The sequence below is a fragment of the Haloferax sp. Atlit-6N genome, assembly GCF_003383195.1.
Classification (GTDB): Archaea; Halobacteriota; Halobacteria; order Halobacteriales; family Haloferacaceae; genus Haloferax; species Haloferax gibbonsii.
Window position 1 is genome coordinate 1 of the sequence record NZ_QEQJ01000001.1, and the last position, 20419, is coordinate 20419.

The 20419-nt window shown below is 66.3% G+C and carries 16 protein-coding genes and 1 tRNA gene; 13 read left to right on the plus strand and 4 right to left on the minus strand.

What is annotated here, in order from left to right:
- The first annotated feature begins 337 nt into the window (after nucleotides 1–337).
- Together DEQ92_RS00005 and DEQ92_RS00010 are read left to right on the plus strand one after the other, a co-directional pair.
- Entirely contained in the window at nucleotides 338–898 is a 561-nt protein-coding gene (locus DEQ92_RS00005) for a TATA-box-binding protein (RefSeq protein WP_004041616.1), read from the plus strand.
- Between the two features lie 298 nt (nucleotides 899–1196).
- Nucleotides 1197–1766, plus strand: coding sequence for a hypothetical protein (locus DEQ92_RS00010; RefSeq protein WP_115804919.1), 570 nt, complete (start codon nucleotides 1197–1199; stop codon nucleotides 1764–1766).
- A gap of 175 nt (nucleotides 1767–1941) precedes the next feature.
- Here the strand turns inward: DEQ92_RS00010 and DEQ92_RS00015 are convergent, their stop codons facing one another.
- Nucleotides 1942–3147, minus strand: coding sequence for a Cdc6/Cdc18 family protein (locus DEQ92_RS00015; protein ID WP_004976536.1), 1206 nt, complete (start codon nucleotides 3145–3147; stop codon nucleotides 1942–1944).
- A 1417-nt stretch (nucleotides 3148–4564) separates the two neighbouring features.
- Here DEQ92_RS00015 and DEQ92_RS00020 point away from each other — a divergent pair.
- The 3 genes from DEQ92_RS00020 (at nucleotide 4565) to DEQ92_RS00030 (ending at nucleotide 7319) form a co-directional block, all read left to right on the plus strand.
- On the plus strand, nucleotides 4565–5047 hold the full coding sequence (locus tag DEQ92_RS00020; RefSeq protein ID WP_004976537.1) for a hypothetical protein: 483 nt from the start codon (nucleotides 4565–4567) through the stop codon (nucleotides 5045–5047).
- 81 nt (nucleotides 5048–5128) lie between these two features.
- Nucleotides 5129–7171 (plus strand): DEAD/DEAH box helicase, encoded by a 2043-nt coding sequence (locus tag DEQ92_RS00025; protein WP_115820272.1) that lies wholly within the window; start codon nucleotides 5129–5131, stop codon nucleotides 7169–7171.
- A gap of 74 nt (nucleotides 7172–7245) precedes the next feature.
- Nucleotides 7246–7319, plus strand: a tRNA-Tyr gene (locus tag DEQ92_RS00030).
- A 250-nt stretch (nucleotides 7320–7569) separates the two neighbouring features.
- Here the strand turns inward: DEQ92_RS00030 and DEQ92_RS00035 are convergent.
- Nucleotides 7570–7935: a 2Fe-2S iron-sulfur cluster-binding protein gene (locus DEQ92_RS00035; protein WP_115820273.1), complete on the minus strand. Its 366-nt coding sequence runs from the start codon at nucleotides 7933–7935 to the stop codon at nucleotides 7570–7572.
- Between the two features lie 147 nt (nucleotides 7936–8082).
- Here DEQ92_RS00035 and DEQ92_RS00040 point away from each other — a divergent pair, with 147 nt between their 5' ends.
- The 8 genes from DEQ92_RS00040 (at nucleotide 8083) to DEQ92_RS00075 (ending at nucleotide 15223) form a co-directional block, all read left to right on the plus strand.
- Entirely contained in the window at nucleotides 8083–8361 is a 279-nt protein-coding gene (locus tag DEQ92_RS00040) for a hypothetical protein (RefSeq protein WP_115820274.1), read from the plus strand.
- 153 nt (nucleotides 8362–8514) lie between these two features.
- Nucleotides 8515–8898: a thioesterase family protein gene (locus DEQ92_RS00045; protein WP_115804916.1), complete on the plus strand. Its 384-nt coding sequence runs from the start codon at nucleotides 8515–8517 to the stop codon at nucleotides 8896–8898.
- A 148-nt stretch (nucleotides 8899–9046) separates the two neighbouring features.
- Nucleotides 9047–9523 carry a 6-pyruvoyl tetrahydropterin synthase family protein gene (locus tag DEQ92_RS00050; RefSeq protein ID WP_115804915.1) on the plus strand — a complete coding sequence of 159 codons (477 nt, stop codon included), beginning with the start codon at nucleotides 9047–9049 and terminating at the stop codon, nucleotides 9521–9523.
- Nucleotides 9523–10296, plus strand: coding sequence for a 7-carboxy-7-deazaguanine synthase QueE (locus DEQ92_RS00055; RefSeq protein WP_004976543.1), 774 nt, complete (start codon nucleotides 9523–9525; stop codon nucleotides 10294–10296). The genes DEQ92_RS00050 and DEQ92_RS00055 overlap by 1 nt, the downstream gene beginning before the upstream one ends.
- A 71-nt stretch (nucleotides 10297–10367) precedes the next feature.
- On the plus strand, nucleotides 10368–11096 hold the full coding sequence (gene queC / locus DEQ92_RS00060) for a 7-cyano-7-deazaguanine synthase QueC (protein ID WP_115820275.1): 729 nt from the start codon (nucleotides 10368–10370) through the stop codon (nucleotides 11094–11096).
- Between the two features lie 96 nt (nucleotides 11097–11192).
- The gene (locus DEQ92_RS00065; protein WP_115804914.1) at nucleotides 11193–11945 is read left to right on the plus strand and encodes a class I SAM-dependent methyltransferase; all 753 of its coding nucleotides are present in this window, start codon (nucleotides 11193–11195) and stop codon (nucleotides 11943–11945) included.
- Nucleotides 11946–12063: 118 nt separating this feature from the next.
- On the plus strand, nucleotides 12064–12945 hold the full coding sequence (locus tag DEQ92_RS00070; protein ID WP_115820276.1) for a DMT family transporter: 882 nt from the start codon (nucleotides 12064–12066) through the stop codon (nucleotides 12943–12945).
- 139 nt (nucleotides 12946–13084) lie between these two features.
- Nucleotides 13085–15223 carry a response regulator gene (locus tag DEQ92_RS00075; protein WP_115820277.1) on the plus strand — a complete coding sequence of 713 codons (2139 nt, stop codon included), beginning with the start codon at nucleotides 13085–13087 and terminating at the stop codon, nucleotides 15221–15223.
- A 28-nt stretch (nucleotides 15224–15251) separates the two neighbouring features.
- Here DEQ92_RS00075 and DEQ92_RS00080 read toward each other — a convergent pair whose 3' ends face one another.
- Nucleotides 15252–15737 (minus strand): SRPBCC family protein, encoded by a 486-nt coding sequence (locus tag DEQ92_RS00080; RefSeq protein ID WP_049968550.1) that lies wholly within the window; start codon nucleotides 15735–15737, stop codon nucleotides 15252–15254.
- Between the two features lie 82 nt (nucleotides 15738–15819).
- Nucleotides 15820–20355 (minus strand): glycoside hydrolase family 15 protein, encoded by a 4536-nt coding sequence (locus DEQ92_RS00085; RefSeq protein ID WP_115820278.1) that lies wholly within the window; start codon nucleotides 20353–20355, stop codon nucleotides 15820–15822.
- Nucleotides 20356–20419 lie beyond the last annotated feature (64 nt).

The following is a 20419-nucleotide window of genomic DNA, read 5'->3' on the forward strand; positions in this document are numbered from 1 at the left end:
GACCCCCGGGAAGGTGTGTCATCCCGGTGGGCGCCTGACGACCTTGGGGTCGGGGCGTTCGGTGGAAGCCTTCGGGGGGAGTGCCCCCGTGCGCTTCTTCGCATTAATCCGAATGCCGGGGATACATTTAACCCCGTTGATTTAGTGGCTCTGTGAGAAAAATAGACACGAGGCGTGCCATAACTTCACGCGCGGTCAGTTGTGACATCAATTAGACTGAGCGAGAAATCAATGTATTAGTTTCGCGTGCGTGCGAGGTGTCGATAGAATCGACCCGTTGAAGTCGGTTTATAACGGGTCGCTTTATAAGGCCGGAGGTACGATTCACGTGCGAGCAATGAGTGGGCCGGCAGACTCCATCGAGATTCAGAACGTAGTCGCATCGACCGGGATCGGTCAGGAGCTCGACCTCGAAGCCCTCGCCGACGACCTCCCCGGTGCAGATTTCAACCCGGACAACTTCCCGGGCCTCGTCTATCGCACCCAGGACCCGAAAGCCGCTGCGCTCATCTTCCGCTCGGGGAAGATCGTGTGCACGGGCGCAAAGAGTATCGACGACGTGCACGACGCACTCGGAATCATCTTCGACAAGCTCCGCGAGCTGAAGATTCCCGTCGATGACGAGCCAGAGATAACCGTCCAGAACATCGTCTCCAGCGCGGACCTCGGACACAACTTGAACCTGAACGCGCTGGCTATCGGACTCGGTCTCGAAGACGTCGAGTACGAGCCCGAGCAGTTCCCCGGCCTCGTCTATCGGATGGACGAGCCGAAGGTCGTCATCCTGCTTTTCGGTTCCGGGAAAATCGTCATTACCGGCGGAAAGCGGACCGACGACGCGGAGACCGCGGTCGAAGAGATCGTCGAGCGCATCGACGCGCTCGGACTGCTCGGATAGACGCTCCCGAACTATCGATTTTTCGCCGCGTTACGGACCTGAACACCCGCAAGTGTAAAATACGGAACAGTCTAACGGATGGCACATGAGTGCGCGGGAGGACGTTGCGTTCCTCGTCGGGTCGCAAAGCAGGGAGGCTATTCTCCAAGCGCTGGCAGTCGAGCCGCGTCGGCCAACTGACCTCGCGGACATCTGTGACTGTGCGAGGGAGACGGCACAGCGGACACTGGCAGGGTTCTGTGACCGCGGATGGGTCAAAAAGACCGAGGGTGTCTACCATCTCACCGCGGGCGGCGTGATGGTCCACGACCAGTACGCGGAGTTCATCGGTACGGTCGAGTGCGCCGATAGAATGAGCGAGTTCCTGGCGAACGCCGCGGAAATCTGTGAGGGCGCACCGCCCGGCGTCCTCAGCCAGATGAATATCACCACCGCTGCCGACAACGACCCTCACGCACCGCTCAACAGATACCTGACCATCGTCGGGAACGAGCCGGTCGACCGCTTCCGCGGTGTCACGCCCATCGTGAGTCGGGTGTTCAACGAGTCGGCCAAAGAGGTATTGGGCCCGGACACGCGGATGGAACTCGTCGTCGACCGCGACGTCCTCGAACGGTCGATGGACGCCTACCCCGAGTCGTTCGAGCGCGCACAGGACCTCGACCAGTTCGAACTCCGAGTCACCGACGAAGACCTCGACTTCGGCCTCCTACTAGTCGACGGCCACGGAGTCGTCTCTGCCTACGACGAACACGGTAACCTGACGTCCCTCGTCGACGGTGACGCCCCGGAGGTCGTCTCGTGGGTCGAGAGCCTGTACGAATCCGTCTGTTCGACATCAATCCCGCTCGAACAACTGGAATCGTGACTCGCCCTCGACAACCGATGGTGTGACCGGTCCGGTCACACGTGATAATTCCAATCACATACTACTGCAATAAAATATAAGAGGTCGCTCGACAGAGGTGTACTTGCAGCGGTGCAGCGTCCCCCACTAGGCGATTCGGCCCTTACGTGCTTTCGGTCGGTCCCCTGATTCCCCGTCAGGTGTCCGCGTTCTCGGTGAGAACGTCTTTCACTACGTCCGGGTCTTCGAGCAGTTGGTGCTTGGTGTAGCTTCCTTCCGCACTTCCGCCGCTGTGTTTCGACTGTTCGATGATATCGAGAAAGGCGTGTTCTTTCAGCAGGTCGCGGACCCGCCGAAGCGACAGGCTATCGGAACCTTGCTGCCGACAGATGTTCTCGTAAACCTCGTAGACGCGACTCGTCCGGAAGCCATCCTGCTGTTGGTTCGAAAGCGAGAGGATAGCCAGCGCTTGTAACACGTAGCGAGAGTGCGGCGTCGACCCGCGAATCAACTCGCGGAAGCGGTCGGTCTCCGCGCGCTGTCGCGCCTGCGTGACGAAGTTCTCTCTGACCGTGCTCGCCCCCATCGACTGGGCAATCTCACCCGCGTATCGCAGGATATCGATAGCCTTCCGCGCGTCCCCATGCTCGCGGGCGGCGAGCGCCGCGGCCCGTGGAATCGTCGACGGGTCCAACACGCCGTCGCGGAACGCGTCGCTGCGCGCGTCCATGATGTCGCGAAGTTGGTTCGCATCGTACGGCGGGAAGACGAATTCGCGCTCGCAGAGGCTGGATTTCACCCGCTCGTCCATCCGGTCTTTGTACTGGATCTTGTTGCTGATTCCGATGACGCCGAGCTTACAGCCGGCGATTTTGCCGGCCTCTCCCGCCCGCGAGAGCTGCATGAGGATGTCGTCGTCGCTCAGTTTGTCGATTTCGTCGAGGATGATGAGGACGACGTCGTACAGCGAATCGAGGATGCGCCACAGTCGTTTGTAGTACGTCGACGTCGAGAGTCCCTTGTCGGGGACTTTGATTCCGGTAATCGCGGTGTCGTTGACGCTGTCGGCGATAGTCTGGACGGCCTGCGTCTCGGTCGTGTCCTGCGCGCAATCAACATAGGCGAACGTCGCTTTCACTCCCTCTTCTTCGGCCGTCTCGACGAGTCGCTGGGAGACGTACTTCGCACAGAGCGATTTCCCCGTCCCCGTCTTCCCGTAGATAAGGACGTTGCTCGGGCTCTGTCCGAAGATGGCGGGGTTCACCGCGGTCGCGAGATCCGAGATCTCGTCGTCGCGACCGACGATGCGACCCTCCCCCGGGAGGTGGTTTATCTCCAACAACTCCTTGTTGGCGAAGATGGGGTCCTCCCGGGTGAAGAGGTCGTCGCTGGCGTTAGGCATGTTCGCAACACACCACGTTTCCGGTGAAAGGACTTACCATTCGACCCAGCACACACACACCACGTTTCCGGTGAACGACCACGAACCCCGGTTTCCCGTCCACACGAAACGCAGGTATTGATTCACCGGAAACACGGTGTGAGGGAGTCTACCTGACCCGGCGAGGGTCGAGGAATCTCGGCTCGTCTCTCGTCCAGTGACGAGGACGAAAACGAAGGCGAGCCCCGAGAGTCCGGCAATATCGGTGGTAGCTACCCTGGACGTGTTCGTTGTCGCCGTGACAGAACTCAATGAACGTCGCCCGCGGTAACCGTCGATACGACCAGTAGAACAGGTTCTCAGAGACCCGCGAGCTCCGATAGGAGCGGTTAGAACACCGAGAACACGCGTCTCAGGACGTTTCGTTCCGGTCGACTAATACTCGAGTTTCGAGTATAGTCGTGTTTGCGAGTGTATCAATGGTCGGTAACACAAATAAACTATTTAACTATTGTTATACGTGGGCTCCTCTACCACCGACACGGAGAAAGTGGTCAGTTGACCGGCGGAAGTTGACACAGTCCAGTCGCTCACCGGAAACGCGGTGTCTCACACCGTTCCGGAGGGTCGAGCCGATATAGATGGTATAGCGTCTCTCGCGCCGTATTTCACCGGAAACGTGGTGTGCTGGTAATAAGTGGACCGATTCAGTTCAGGCCGAAAACCACGGAGAAGGAACGGGCGTCACCTGCCGCTGTTCGGCGCGCTCCCTACCGAGAGACGCTCGGGCCAGTTCATCGGAAACGTGGTGTGCGCGTGACTCCGTTCCCGTAGCTCACCAGCGAGTCGACACCTATTCCGACGTGATTACTGCCTCCCTCCACCGCGTCGTATTTCACCGGAAACGTGGTGTCTGTCAGCGCTGCTACGTTCTCCGCTCGGTCGGTTGGCAGCGGCTGACTCGGGAATCGGCTGACTTCGAAGCGGGACCACCGCTGCAACGGCTGCTGATGCGACGTTCAGCCGATGCGGCGTTCGGACGACGCGACGGTCAGCCATCGGTCTCGACCGGCGGTCCCAACACTCGCGGTTCGAGGTATCCTCGCCGTCGAGGTCGGATTTCAGCCTCGTATATTTCGACCAATTCACCGGAAACGTGGTGTCTCTGACCGTCTCACGCGGAGTTGCGATTCACCGGAAGCGAGGTGTGGTACTTCCCGCGGGAACGGGTCGGTAACTGACCGGTGCCGACCGACTGCAGTCGCCGACTTTTGTCGAGGTCTACGACTCGCGTTTCGTCCTCTCGTTCACCGGAAACGAGGTGTGCATGCGACTCACGCGCACCCCCGCTCGTCCGCGCTCGGAACGTTCTCCCGCGACGGACTGTGTCGATAGCGTGGCGTCAATGCAATTACCCAGGGGAACGAACCGATACCGTATGCGTGCGCTCAGTCGCGTGTGGGTGCGCCTCAGCGAAGCCGTGTCGGGCCGAGGGAACGACCGAGAGTGGTCCCTCGAACGCTCCCGCTCGACGGAGACGCGGTGGTCTCGTTCGGGAGAGCGAGTCGACTGCTTCCGGTTCGACGACGGTTACGTGACCACCGTCCACTACGAAGACCGCGGGGTCACGTGGCAGTTGACCCCCGGACAGGTCCCGCTCGCGAGCGCGCTCGCGATGGCGAAACTGTACCTCGAACACGAACTGACTCCGCAGACCGACCCCGAGGGACGTCCGTTCGTCGGCCTCACCGAACGCGGTCCGGTTCAGGTGTTCGAAGAGATTCCGCCCGAACCGGTCGAATACGTCTACCTCGACGGCGTCCGGACGCTCGAGGAGTTCCCGGAGTTCCTCACCGTCAGCGACGACTTCAGGTCCGTGTTCGACCGGATGGCACCGGCGCAGTCGAGTACGTCCCGATAGTCGAAACCGCCTCGTTCTCGATAGTGCGAGTCGCTCTCGGTGTCGCAAGCCGTTTCCCCGTCGCGGCCGTACCCGCCTTCGATGACTGCCGAGGACGGGGACCCGAGTCCTCCCGACGGAGACGCCGAGACCGACGAGGCCGACGCCTCCGCAGACGTGCTCGACCGACTGGCAGACGCGACCGACGCGTCGCCACCCGCCGCCGAGGGGGCGAGCGAGGGCGACGACGGCGTCTCGCTCGCGTCGTTCTACGAGGCGCTCGAATCAGAGGGCCGACCCGTCGTGACCGCCCAGCAGGTCGCGCGGCGTCTCGGTGTCTCGCAGGCGGACGCGATGGACGGACTCGACGCGCTCGCCGACGCCGGTCGGGTCCAGCGGGTGAACGTCGAGACCGACCCGACCGTCTGGTATCCGACCGAGTGGGGCGAACTCGCCTCGCGGGAGCGGGTCGTCCTCTTCCCGAAGCGTCGCGAAATCGTCGTCGACAACCCGACCCAGTACACGCGAGCGCGACTCTCACAGTTCGCGCACCTCGTCGATACCACCGGCGACCGCGAGGGAAGAGGCCGAGGCTACCTCTATCGAATCCGGCAGGAAGACGTGTGGCAAGCGCCCTTCGACGACGTCGACTCGCTCCTCTCGATGCTCCGGTCGGTCCTCCCCGAGCGGTCGCCGCACCTCGAAGCGTGGGTCGAAGACCAGTGGAAGCGCGCCCACCAGTTCCGCCTCTACTCCCACGAGGAGGGGTACACCGTCCTCGAAGCGGCCACGGAGAGCCTCATGGGCAACGTCGCCCTCCAAAAACTCGACGACGACCACGTCTACGCGCCCATCTCGGACACGGAGGCGTGGGTCAGAGACGAGGAAATCGCGGCGATAAAGCGCATCCTCTACGATTCGGGGTACCCCGTCGAGGACGACCGCGACCTCGAAGAGGGCGAGGAACTCGACGTCTCGCTTCACGTCGACCTCCGCGACTACCAGCGAGACTGGGTCGACCGATTCGTCGACCAGCGCGCTGGCGTCCTCGTGGGTCCGCCCGGTGCGGGGAAGACCATCGCTGGTATCGGCGCGCTCGCCGCGGTCGGCGGCGAGACGCTCGTTCTCGTCCCGAGCCGCGAACTCGCCCGCCAGTGGCGCGAGGAACTCCTCTCGACGACCGACCTCGACGCCGACCAAATCGGCGAGTACCACGGCGGCGCGAAGGAGATTCGACCCGTCACCATCGCGACCTACCAGACCGCCGGGATGGACCGCCACCGCTCGCTTTTCGACTCGCGTCGCTGGGGGCTCATCATCTACGACGAGGCCCACCACATCCCCAGTCGCGTCTTCCAGCGGAGCGCCGACCTCCAGTCTAAGCACCGTCTCGGACTGTCGGCGACGCCCATCCGCGAGGACGACAAGGAGGCCGAGATTTTCACGCTCATCGGTCCGCCTATCGGGACCGACTGGGGGAAGCTCTTCGACGCCGGCTACGTTCAGGAGCCGGAAGTCGAGATTCGCTACGTGGGCTGGGGCGACGACATGGCCAGAAACGAGTGGGCCTCCAGCGACGGCCGCGAGCGGCACATGCTCGCGGCGATGAACCCCGGGAAGATATTCGAGATTCGTCGGCTCCGCGCCCGCCACGCCGACTCGAAGACGCTCGTCTTCGTCGACTATCTCGACCAGGGCGAGGCGATTTCAGAGGCGCTCGACGTCCCCTTCGTCAGCGGCGAGACCCGTCACCACCGCCGCGAGGCGTACTTCGAGGCGTTCCGAGACGGAGACCTCGACACGCTCGTCATCTCCCGCATCGGCGACGAGGGTATCGACCTCCCGAACGCCGGGCTCGCAATCGTCGCCTCCGGCCTCGGCGGCTCTCGTCGGCAGGGCTCCCAGCGCGCCGGTCGAACCATGCGTCCGACGGGGAGCGCGCTCGTCTACGTGCTCGCCACCCGCGGGACCAGCGAGGAGGACTTCGCCCAGCGTCAGATGCAACACCTCGCCGGAAAGGGGATTCGCGTCCGCGAGACGAGTTCTGACGACCTCGACACCGAGGCGAGTGACGGTGACCCCGACTCAGATGGCGAGGAGTCAGCGTCTGCGGACGATTCGGAGTCGGCGATGTCCGACGAGTAACCGCGCCGTCGTTGGGCGCTTGGCCGCCCGGAATGAGAATTCTTAAGTCTAACCGTAGATTGAGATTCTCTTGACCGCTCTTAGCTCAGCCTGGCAGAGCAGCCGACTGTAGATCGGCTTGTCCCCCGTTCAAATCGGGGAGAGCGGATTTTGCTTGCAAAATCCGGTCGAGCCGGTTTGAGCAGGTCAGTCGCAGCGCGTGAACGAAGTGAACGCGTCGTCTGACTGGGTTCAAATCGGGGAGAGCGGACTGAACTTCAACACCCGCGAGCGCAGCGAGCGGTGTTGCATGTGACGGACTCCTCGACACGATTTGAGCAGCGAGCAACGCGAAGCGTTGCGAGTGAGTTCAAATCGGGGTTCGACTTACCAGCTTCAAATCGGGGATATACCGTCTGTCACTCCCGCCCACCCCACACCGTCTTCTCGACCAACTCGACGGTCATCGACTCGTCGACGCGAATCTGACAGGAGAGGCGCGGGTAGCCGAACCGCGCCGCGAGGTCGTCGTGCCAGTGGTCGGCCGTCGGTTCGCCCGAACGAATCCGGACGCCGCACGTGGCACAGAGGCCGCGTCCGCCGCAGTTCGCACGCTTCGTGAGCCGCGCGTACGGCGAGATGCCGGCCTCAAGCAGCGCGTCGCGGAGGACGGTCCCGCGTTCGACGCTGAGGTCGGTGACGCGCTTGCCGTCGGTGTCGCGGACGCGGACCGTGACGGTCGGACCGGCCGGGTCGCGCTCGGGTCGAGACTCGGGGTCGTCCATCAGCCGGTCGTTAGGCCCGACTCGATATGGCTGTACCCCTGCTGGTCACCCTCCGAGTCGTGGCTCTCTCGTCGTCTATGTAGACTCCGTACCCGAAGATATCAGTATTATAACGGCTTATGCCGGGCGGATTCGTAGGTGAGCGTGATGGTGACCCTCGCGTCCGCGCCGGTGTTGGTGAACGTCCGCGTCGAGATGAACGACCACGAGACGATGACGGTCGAACTGCACGAGACGAACGAAACGCGCCACCTCGTGGCCTACGAGTCAGAGCGCATCCGCGACACCCTTGCGTCCCTCTCCGAGGGCGCTCGCGTTCCGGTCGAGATGGTCCGCGCCGGCTCGCGCTCGAACGTCTGGAAGGCCGTCGCACTCCACGGTCGACGGCTCGCTCCGGCGGACCAGTCCGCTCGGACGGCGAACTGAGGCGTCTGCGGTCCGTCTTCCTCCCCGCACTCGCCCCGCTGTCTTCTTCACTCGTCTCTCTCCTCTCACCCGTCCCCTCGTCCGCTTTCGTTCACCGGGTCCGCCGGAGACAAACCGTCGGTGCTATACTTCTCGCCTGTGTCGCGCACCGCAATGAGCTTCGTCGCCGAGGTGGAAGTCCGGTTCCGCGACCACGACTCGTTCGGACACGTGAACAACGCCGTCTACGCGACCTACTGCGAGCAGGCCCGCGTCCGCTTCTTCGAGGAGGTCATGGACACGCCGCTTTCGGACCCGCACATCGTCGTCGCGCACCTCGAACTCGACTACCGCGCACCCATCGAGGGCGTCGGTACCGTCGAGGTGGAAGTCGAGGCCGGCGACCCCGGCGGCAAGAGCTTCCCCATCTACTACACGCTCTCCTACGAGGGCGAGGTCGTCGCCACCGGGGAGACGGTCCAGGTCGCCATGGACGGCGAGGGCCGCCCGACCCGCGTCCCCGATCAGTGGCGCGAGGCAATCGCGAACCAACCGTAGCTTGACCGCGTCCACTCAGCTCGTCTTCGGGCGGTCATCTACCGTCGGTATGGTTCCTTTTCCGGGTGGTCCGCGGCTCGTGAGTCGCTGAATTCGACCCACAGAGCCGAGACAGGAGAATTAAATACTCTCGTGATAATCCTCGGATATGCCTCGGGGAACACTAGAGCACGCACGGTCGGCGGAAGCCGACGACGAGACCCCGCTGTCCCGAGCAGGCGAGCGCGTCCTCCACATCGGTCGCGACCGGCCCATCCGCATCAGCGCCGGCCACCGCCTCCTCCACCACGACGGCAAGTGTAGCCGCCCGCACGGGCACAACTACGAGATTTCGGTTCGCGTCGTCGGCGACCTCACGGACGAGGGCTGGGTCGTCGACAAGGGCGTCGTGACCGACGTCATCGACGAGTGGGACCACCGCTTCCTCGTCGAGTCCGGCGACCCGCTGGTCGAGGCGTTCGAGCGCTCCGGCGACGCCGACGGGACGGTCGTCCTCGACGCGCCGCCGACGGCGGAGATGATGGCCGTCATCCTCGAAGAGAAGCTTCTGTCTGTGCTTCCCGACAACGTCTCCGAGGTCTCGGTCTCGGTCAGCGAAACCTCGGAACTCTGCGCCGGCTTCTGATGCCCGTCTCCGACACCGTCGCCCGCGACGACACCGACGCCGAGGGCGACCGCCTCCCGATAAACGAGCTGTTCGCGTCGTTACAGGGCGAAGGCAAACTCGCCGGCGTTCCGAGCACGTTCGTCCGCACCAGCGGCTGTAACCTCCGCTGTTGGTTCTGCGACTCGTTTCACACCTCGTGGGAGCCGACTCACGCGTGGATGAGCCTCGACGAAATCGTCGCCGAGGTCGAGTCGCGCTCTCCCGAGCACGTGGTCGTCACCGGCGGCGAACCCCTCGTCCACGACGAGACCGACGCGCTCCTGTCGGCGCTCGCCGACGACTACCACCTGACCGTCGAGACGAACGGGACGCTCGAAACCGACGCGCCGGTCGACCTGGCGAGCATCAGCCCGAAACTCGCGTCGTCGACGCCGACGCCCGACAACGCCCCGGCCGACGTGGACCCCGGCGTCTGGACCGAGCGACACGAGAACGCCCGCGTCGACCTCGACGCGCTCGCCTCGCTGGTCGAACACGCGGCGGACTTCCAACTGAAGTTCGTCGTCACCGGCCGCGACGACATCGACGAAATCGAGTCGCTCGTCGCCGACGTGCGCGGCGTCGCGGCCCGCGAAGTCCGCGACAGCGACGTGTTGCTCATGCCCGAAGGACAGACCCGCGAGCAACTCGCCCGGACCCGGACCGAGGTCGCCGACCTCGCCGCGGCGTTCGGCTACCGCTACACGCCGAGACTCCACGTCGACCTCTGGAACGACGCGCCCGAGACCTGAGAACCTCCGAAAACACTCCGAACGCACCTCGAACACACTCCGAACGAACCCCGAATCATTCCACGACAACGATGACTACCGATACCGACACCACGTCCGACGAAAAGCGCGCCGTCGTCCTCCTCTCCGGCGGTATGGACAGTGCGACGACCGCCTACGAGGCGAAGGAACGCGGCTACGAAATATACGCGCTCCACACCTCTTACGGCCAGAAGACCGAGTCGAAGGAGTTCGACTGCGCCCGCGCGCTCGCCGACGAACTCGACGCCCGCGACTTCCTTCACATCGAGACGAGCCACCTGAAGCAGATCGGCGCGTCGTCGCTCACGGACGACTCGATGGCCGTCGCCGACGCCGACATGGACGCCGACGAGATTCCGACCTCGTACGTCCCCTTCCGCAACGCCAACCTCCTGTCGATGGCCGTCTCGTACGCCGAGGCGAACGACTGCGACGCCGTCTTCGTCGGCGCGCACTCCGAGGACTACTCGGGCTACCCCGACTGCCGCCCCGAGTTCTTCGACGCTTTCGAGGCCATGGTCGACGTCGGCACGAAGCCCGACACGACCATCTCGCTGGAAGTTCCCTTCGTCCACGACTCGAAGACCGACATCGCCCGCCGCGGCCTCGAACTCGGCGTCCCCTTCGAGCACACGTGGTCCTGCTACCGCGCCGAGGAGCCGGCCTGCGGCACCTGCGACTCCTGTGCGTTCCGCCTGCAGGCGTTCCAGAACCTCGGCGAGCGCGACCCCATCCCGTACGCCGAGCGCCCGGAGTACGTGGACGCGGACGCGGCGTAGCGTCGCCCCGTGCGCCGCCGACGGGAATAGACTCCGCCCGCCGTTCGACCTGTCTCCCCGTTCCCCTTTTTCACCGCCCTCCGCGAACCTCGCCTCATGAGCGACGAGAAACGCCGAACCGCCGCCCAGTTCGGGAGCGCCGCCGAGTCGTACTTCGACAGCGAGGTCCACCGCCTCGGCGAGGACCGCGAGACGCTCGCGTCGTGGTGCCGCGGCGCGACCCGCGCGCTCGACGTGGCGACCGGGGCAGGTCACACCGCGGGCGCGATAGCCGAGGCCGGCGTTCCCTCGGTCGTCGCGGCCGACGCCGCTCCGGAGATGGTCGCCACCGCGGTCCGCGAATACCCCGTCACGGGCGTCGTCGCCGACGCGGAGCGCCTTCCCTTCGCGGACGATTCCTTCGACGCGGCCGCCTGCCGAATCGCCGCGCACCACTTCCCCGACCCCGAGTCGTTCGTCGCGGAGGTCGCGCGCGTCCTCGAACCCGGCGGCGTCCTCGCCTTCGAGGACAACGTCGCGCCCGAGGACACGACTCTCGCCGAGTTCCTCAACGGCGTCGAGGTGCTCCGCGACCCGACCCACGTCGAACTCCACCCGGTTTCGCGGTGGCGCGAGTGGTTCGAGGCCGCGGGCCTGTCGGTCGAAGCGGTCGAGACCGCAGCGATACGCCTCGAGTTCGACCCGTGGACCGAGCGGACGAACGTCTCGCCCGACGACCGGGCCGAACTCGAACGCCGCTTCCGCGAGGCGCCCGACGAGGCGAAAGCGCTGTTCGACGTGGTGTTCGACGGCGACGAGGTCGTCTCGTTCGCCAACCCGAAGGCGCTGATTCGAGCCCGGAAGGAGTAGCGCTGTCGGGGAAAACCCGTCCCCGCTTCCCGACCCGTTCCCGTCCCTGTTTCCCGCCGGCCGGCTGCGACTCACCGAGACCCACAAACGGTAAGCGGACCCCCCGCGACGTGGGGGTGTGTCAACGCCCGACTCCGACGCTCCCATCTCGCCGCTCGCGGGCCTCGGCATCGCCGTCCTCGCGGTCAGCACGAGCGCCATCCTCGTGCGCTGGAGCGCCGCGCCGAGCCTCGTGAAGGCCTTTTACCGAGTTCTGTTCACTGTGGCTCTTCTCGCGCCCGTCGCGCTCGTCCGCCACCGCGACGCGCTGGCGACCATCTCGGGGCGCGACCTCCTCGCGGCCGGGGGCGCGGGCGTCGCGCTCGCGGCCCACTTCGCGTCGTGGTTCGAGAGCCTCAACCACACGACGGTCGCCGCGAGCGTCACGCTCGTACAGTCCCAACCGCTGTTCGTCGCCGTCGGCGCGTGGGCCGTCCTCGACGAGCGCGTGAGCCGCCGCACCGCCGTCGGCATCGGCGTCGCGCTCGCGGGCATGGTGCTCATGTCCGTCTCCGACTTCCTCACCGCCAGCGGCGCGCCGCGCCCGCTTCTCGGAAACGGGCTCGCGGTCGTGGGTGCCGTGACGGCCGCCGCCTACGTCCTCACGGGCCGGAGCGTCCGAAGCAGGGTCTCGCTCGTCCCCTACGTGGTCGTCGTCTACACGGTCTGTGCCGCCGCGCTCCTCGTCGTCGCGGTCGGCCGCGGCGACCCGCTCACCGGCTATCCGGCCCGCGAGTGGCTCCTGTTTCTCGGGATGGCGGTCGGCCCGGGTATCTTCGGACACACCGTCATCAACTGGGCGCTCGCCCACCTCGAATCGAGCGTCGTCTCCGTCTCTCTTCTCGGCGAGCCCGTCGGCAGTACGATTCTCGCGCTCTTTCTCCTCGGTGAGATTCCCACGCTCCCGACCGTCCTCGGCGGAGCGGTCGTCCTCGGCGGTATCTACGTCAGCGCGTCCTGACCTGTCCCGCCACGAGGGGGCTGTCCAGCCTCCGAATGGCCGTCCGGCGAAGCGCCTGTTCGTCTCCCGTCCCCGAGTTAGTTATCGACGCTGATAACCGCGTCACAACGCTCATTACGGTGAGCGGTCGCTACTCCGTATGGACGACGGGTCGGGGGCAGACGTACGTGTCCTCCACGTCGACGACGAACCCAGTCTGACGGACCTCGTGTCGATTTACCTCGAACGCGAGGCCGGCGACGTCGACCTGTCGGTCTCGACGTCGAACTCGGGGGCGGACGCCCTCGAACGACTCCGACAGGAACAGGTCGATTGCGTCGTATCGGACTACGACATGCCCGATATCGACGGACTGGAGTTCCTCCGCGCGGTCCGTTCCGAACACCCCGACCTCCCTTTCATTCTCTTTACCGGCAAAGGCTCCGAGGAGGTCGCCCGCGACGCCTTCCGCGTCGGCGCGACCGACTACATGCAGAAAGACACCGGCACGGACCAGTACACGGTCCTCGCCAACCGGGTCGTCAACGCCGTCTCGCAGTACCGCGCGAAGGCGGCCTCCGAGCGCTACGGCACCGCCATCGAGGTGCTCGACAGCGGCGTCTACTCGCTCGATTCGTCGGGTCGCTTCACCTCCGCCGACGGCGTCTTCTGCGAGCTCACCGGCTACGACCGGGAAGCAATTATCGGCCGCGAGTTCGCCGACCTCGCCGCCGAGTCCGACGACGAGATTCGCGCGGCCTTCGAGCGGGTCGTCGCCCCTGACGCTCCCGACACGGAACGCTTCGAGACGGTGCTCTCGCCCGGTCCCGCGTATCCGCACGACGACGACCTCCTGTGCGAGGGTCACCTCGCGCTCCGTCCCACCGAGGACGACGAGCCCGCCGTCATCGGCACGCTACAGGACGTGACCGAGCGCCGCCGCCGCCGGAACCGCCTGCGCTACGAGACGCGCCTGAAAGACGCCGTCTTGGACACGTCCACGTCGCTGATGAGCGCCGAGACCGACGAGATCGGCACGAAAATCGAGTGGACGCTCCAGTCCGTCGGCGAGGTGGCCGACCTCGACCGCTGTTCGGTCTACCTCTACGACGACGAGACGAACGTCGCCGCGCTGATGCACGACTGGCGCGGCGGCGACCCGCGCGAGCATCCCGCGCGCGTCGCCCTCGAAGACGCTCGCTGGCTGGTCGAACGGCTCCATCGCTTCGAAAACGTTCGGCTCCACCGAGTCTCGGACCTCCCGCCCGAGGCGTCGGACACGAAGCGCGTGCTCACCGACGCCGAGACCGGCGGCTTCGTCGCCGTCCCGATGGTCTCGAAGTGGGCGCTCGTCGGCTTCGTCGTCTTCGACGTGGTCGAGACGAGTCGGTCGTGGACCGACACCGAGGTCGACCTCCTGCGGTCGGTCGCGAACAACGTCACCCACACGCTGGCCCGCCAGCGACGCGAGCGCGAACTCCAGCGGCAGAACGACCGCCTCGAGGAGTTCGCGTCGGTCGTCTCCCACGACCTCCGAAACCCCCTCAACGTCGCCAAGGGGTTCGTCGAACTCGCCCGCGAGGAGGACGACGTGGCCTACCTCGACCGCGCGCTCGACGGCGTCACCCGGATGGACACGCTCCTCAACGACGTGCTCAAACTGGCCAGACAGGGCCGAAAGGTCGGGGAGACGCGCTCGGTCGCCATCGAGAACGTCGCCGAGCGGGCGTGGAAGGCGGTCGACACCGGCGACGACGCGGTGCTCGTCGTCGAAGACGGCCTCGGGTCCACGCAGGCCGACCAAGGCCGGTTCCAACAGGCGTTCGAGAACCTGTTTCGGAACGCCGTCGAGCATGGCTCGACGGGCAACCAGACTACGTCTGGTGACGCTGTGGAACACGGTTCCACAGGCAACCGGACTGCGTCCGGTGACGCCGTCGAGCACGGCTCGACAGGCCGCCGGGATGCTCCCGGCGACGCCTCCGCAGACGGGGCGTCGAAGGACGCGGCCGACGAACTGACCGTCCGCGTCGGCCCCACCGAGACCGGCTTCTACGTCGCCGACGACGGCCCCGGAATCCCGGTCGACGAGCGCGACACCGTCTTCGAACACGGTCACACGACCTCCGAGTCCGGGACGGGCTTCGGGCTCTCTATCGTCGAGAGCATCGTCGAGGCCCACGGCTGGGACATCGAGGTCACCGCGCCCGAACCCGACCTCGGCGGCGCGCGGTTCGAGTTCGACATCGGCGGCGTCCGCTCCGAGGTCGAACCGCGCTTCTCGCTCAGCGACGACTGAACCGTCGGCGCGTCCGACCTCCCCGTCCCTATTCTTCTTCCAACAGCCGCTTCGTCTCGGCGTGTCGCGCGCGGAACATCCCCTCGAAGCCGACGCCACCGAAGACGCCCGCGAGGTCGCCGAGCGGGCCGAACGGTAACTCGTACTCCACGCGGTCTTCGAGAATCGTCTCGTCGCCGTCGGCGACGAACCGGTGGGTGTGGACCCACCGCGAGAAGGGGCCGCCGACCATGTCGTCGCGGAACCACGCCGTTCCCTCGCCCGACTCGCGGTCGAGGATGCGCGAGGTCCACCGCTGGCGCGGGCCGACGCCGAACGGTCGCATCGACATCTCGATTTCCGTCCCGGAAACGAGTTCGTCGGGGTCCTCTTCGCCGTCGGGGCCGCGGACCGACTCGATTTCGAGGTTCATCCACGCCGGGGTGAGCGCCTCCAGTCCGGACACCGCGGAGTGGAACTCCCAGACGCGCTCGAGCGGGGCGGCGATTCGGGTTCGACGCTGGTAGACCGGCATACCCGACCGTTAGGCCGGAGACGGAAAAGCGATGCTGGCGGAATCGAAAAAATCGACCCGAACGAAAGTCGTTCGCGCCGCCTCAGAGCGTGAAGCGCGAGACGGTCGTGCCGGCTTTCGTCAGGTCCTCGTGGGTCGCCGCGGCGACGGTCACCTGATTCTCGCCGTACTCGATGGCGACTTCGACTTCGAACGTCCCGTCGTCGGGTTCGACGAGCCGGGTCTCGCCGGGCGTCTTGACCGCGACGACGGCGGCGTCGGTCTGTCCGGTGACGACGAGTTTGTCGCCTTTGAAGCGCGTGCTCACGCGGAGCGACGGCCCGCTGGGGCGGTCCGACTCGACGTATCGCTCGCGGAGGAACGCGGGCGTCTCGACGGGTTCGCCGGCTTCGACGCCGTGGGCGAGGCGGATGAACTGGGCCATCGACCACGCCAGCGGCGTCGCGCTGCCGGTTCCCTCGCCGAACTCCCAGTTGTAGTCGGTCGCGTGTTCGCGGTCCCAGACCTGCTCTGCGAGCATGCGGCCGGAGTTGGCGAAGGCGGCCATCGTCCGCAGCAGGTTGTCCGGCGCGAGGTCGCCCTCGTCGGTCCCGGCGAGCAGTTCGTACTCGCCGCGCTCGCCGGTGAAGATCGGCCAGAGCCGACCTTTCCCTTTGGCGTCGACGGACCACGGCGCGCCCTCTTCGTCGCGCTCGCGCTCGCCGTAGCCGTCGCCGTTGTACCGGTAGAACGCCGGCCCGTGGGGCGTATCGACGCGGATGGTCTCGTCGACTTCCTTCACGGAGTTCCGGATTATCTCGTCGTCGGCGGGCTTGATGCCGAGGCGGGTGAGTTCGAGGAAGCCGGCGTCGATTATCTCGCGTTCGTCGAGCGTCGGCCCGTTGTTCGCGAGCGTCCGCAGGTGCCCGGCGTCGGGCTCGCCGTCGCGGGTGACGCGAACGTAGTACGGCGTGTGCGTGTTGCGGTCGGTGCCGGTCCGCGTCGCGGTCCAGTCGTCGACGCGCTCTGTCCAGTCGTCGGCCAGCGCCAGCCAGACGAGCGCGTCCTCGGTGTGGCCCTCGTCCAGCGCGATCGACGCCGCGCAGCCGAGGCCGGCGATTTCGGCCGCGATGGACGACGGCGAGTAACCGGCTTCCTCCTCCCAGCGCTCCTGTGCGGTCGGCGGCCCGTTCCGCGCGACGTAGTCGGCGGAGTACTTGACGTTCTCGTAGTCGTAGGCCACGTCGTCGAAGGCGACGCCGCGTTCTTTGAGCATGTACGCCATCACCTGCGGGAACGAGATGTTGTCCATCTGCTCGCCGCCCCAGCGGGTGCGCCCGTTGAGGTAGGTGTTCTGCGGGATGAAGCCGCGGTCGTCCTGCTGGTAGGTGTAGATGTACTCCAGCGCGTCGATGGCCGTCTCGACGTCGCCGACGGCCTCGAAGACGGTGAAGACCTGATAGAGGTCGCGCGACCAGACGAAGTTGTAGCCGTACCCCTTGGCCTCCTCGGCCGGGACGGCCTCGCCCCACGGCACCGACGGCGAGGCGAGCCCCGCGCCGAGGTAGGTCTTGTCCTCGACCGCCCGCAGGCTCATGAGCGAGGTCTTGTACTGCGCCGCGAGTTCGCCGTCGTCGTCGACCGAGCCGGGGAGCTCCTTGTCGGCGAGGAAGTCGGCCCACGAGTCGGTGTAGGCCGCCCGAGCCGTCTCGTAGCCGCGGGTGAGCGCACCGGCCGCCTCGCCCAGCGCGGCGGCGGTGTCGGCGTGTTCGGCGAAGCCGAGCGCCAGCGTCTCGCCGAGTTCGTCGCCCGTGCCGATGCGCCCGACGAGCACGACGTTCTCGTCGTCGACGCGCTCTTGGGCGCTCGGGAGTTCGCCCTTCGAGAAGAAGTCCGCGAGGTACCGCGAGCCGGCGACGCCGACGGTGGCCCACTCGAACCGGCCGGCGGCGGTGAGCGCGATGGCGACGCTGTACTCCCTGCCGTCCTGGTCGATGAGAAGTGGTTCGTGGCCGTCGCCGGCGTCGAACGCGCCCGCGTCGCGGGCGACGAGGTGATAGCTCCCGAGTTGGCCGAGGCGGATGCCGCGGTCTTTCGTCCCGGTGTTCGCCAGCGCCGTGTCGGCGATGGTGTACAGCTCGTAGTCGTCGCCGTCGATGGACTCGAACTGCACGTCCGCGAGCATCGCGTCGTGTTCGGGGTCGATGACGTACTCGACGGTGAGTTCCCACTCGTGGCCGCGACCGTCGCCCGTCTCGGTGACGACGTGGCGGAAGACGAGCGCGTCGTCGTCGACGATTTCGGCCCGGCGTTTGACCGTGTCCGCGTGGTCGTCCCGCCGGGTCTCGTTGTGAGTGCGCGCCGTGTACTCGTCGTCGGGGTCGGCGTCGACGACGAGGAAGTCGAGCGTCCGGAGGTTCATCAGGTCGACCCGCGGGAAGCGGACCTCGGTCAGCGCGCCCTCGGTCAGGGTGAACCAGACGCGCGAGGGGTCTTCGGCGTAGTGGTCGGCGACGGTGCCGATGCCGTACTTCTCGCCGGTCGTCCACCGCGGTCGGTTCTCCGGGCCGGTCGGCGCGGGCTTCGGCGCGGGGAGCGCGTCGATGTCGGCGAGGATGGCCGTCGTCTCCATCCGAATGGCGTGGGGCCATCCGAGCGGCGTCGCGCTGTCGAAGGTCCCGTCGTCGAACACCTGCTCGGCGAGGTAGCCCGCCTCGGTCGTGAGGGGACCGTCGGGTTGGAGCAGTTCGTAGAGGTTCGTCGCGCGCTCGACGAACCGGCGGCCGTCCTTGCCGATGCGGTCGCAGAGGACGCCGAACTTCGCGGCGGCGTTCGCGCCCCACGCGGTCGAGACGGACCAGACCTTCTCGCCGTCCTGTCCGTCGGCGCGCCAGTAGTCGTCCTCGAACCGGACCAGTCCGGCGACGTCGCCGCGGGGGTTGCGGTAGAGCCCCTTGAGCGTCGCGGCCATGTGCTTGACGAGCCGGTTCGCGGTCTTCGATTCGACCTCCTCGATGTCCGCGTAGGCGTCGATGGCGTCGACGAGGGCGAACGTGGCCGAATCGAGGCGGTCGTCGAGTTCGCCGTTCCGGTCGATGCGGAGGGCGTAGACTTCGCGCTCTTCGGACCACAGTTCGTCGAGCCCCTCGTACACCGCGGTCGCCTGCTCGGCGGCGCGCTCCCGAAGGTCGTCGTTCACGGGCGCGGTGGCGACCGTGGCGTACGCTTGGAGGAACGTCGCGGCCGTGTGCGTGAACCGGCCGCTCATGTTCTCCCACGCGTTCTGACAGGGCTTCGGAAGGCCGTCGGCTTCGAGGCTGCTGTCGAGCCCCGACACGCCGGCGGCGACGGTCGAGCGGATGCGACCGACGAGTTCGTCGTCGAGGTCGTCGCGGCGCTCGGCGAGGAGCGACGCGAGCGAGGCGACGACGCTCGCCGTCTGGTCGGCCTGATACTCCTCGTCGCCGGAGCCTTCGACGCGGCCGTGAGCCCAGCCGGGGGCGACGGTTCCGTCGACGGCCCAGACGCGGTGTGGCCACGTGCCGTCGTCGAGTTGCGTCTCGCAGTAGAACTCAGCGCTCGTCGCGAGGCGGTCGCCGAGCCCGAGGCGGAAGGCGTCGTCGGCGTGCGCGAGCGCCTGCGTGACCTCGGCGTCGTCGCGGAACCAGGTGTAGCCGTAGCCACCGGAGTGGGCGTAAAACGGGTCGAACTCGGGGCCGGCGATTCGCGCGCCGCTGGGCGCGGTCAGAAGCGACAGCGCCCGGAGGTCGGCGCGGACGATTCGCTCGCGCGGCGTCCCGTCGGGAACGAACACCTCGGCCTGCTCGCGGGCGGCCTCCCGGAGCGCGTCGGCGGTCGCGTGCTGGACCGAACAGTGTCGGAGGTCGGCGAGGGCGTCGGTCCGAGCCATCTCGTTGTGGTCCGAAAGCTGGGTGACGAGAGTCGTCCGCGCGGCGCGGCCCTCCTGTTCGAGCGGGGCGCTGACGACCACGTCGCCAGAGAGGTGGGTGTCCTCGTAGCGTTCGAGGACGGCCTCCCGCGGGAAGTCGAAAGTGTCGTCGGAGAGAATCTCGTCGAACCGCTCGGGAATCTGGCCGCGAACGTCGGTGAGCCCGGTCGACGCGGTGACGTAGTCGTGTTCGTTCCGGTGGAACACCTCGACCGCTTGGGTGTCGTTCGGGCCGCCGGCCTCGTGGATGAGGCGGCCGACCCGCGTCTCTCGGCCCTCGGGGGCGAAGGTGAGAAAGGCGGTCAGGTGGGCGTCGGTGGGGATCGCGCCGCGAAGCTCGACGTGAGTCACGTGGGCGCGACCGAGCGTCAGGTCGTACTGGTGGACGGTGTACTCCCCGGCGTCGTACTCGGTCTCGACGAGGCTCGTCTCCCGGTAGTAGTGCTGTCGCACGGACTCCAACTCGTCGAACCAGTGCGTCTCACCGTCCGCCTCGATGCCGAACCGAGAGCGGTCGATACCGTAGAGGCCCGAAAGCGAAGCAGAGTAATCCCGGAGAGACCCATCGAGGCCGACGTAGACGAGCCGGTCCCCGTGACCGGAGAACGCCCCGTCCGAGGTCCGACACTCCTCTGGGAAGCGTCCGCCCCGGTCGCGTTTGTATTCGTTTAAGGCGGTCCGAAGTCGCATAGAGGTAGACGAGGGTCTCGAACCATAAGTATTGGCCGCCCATCTTGCATCATTTATGCCCGAA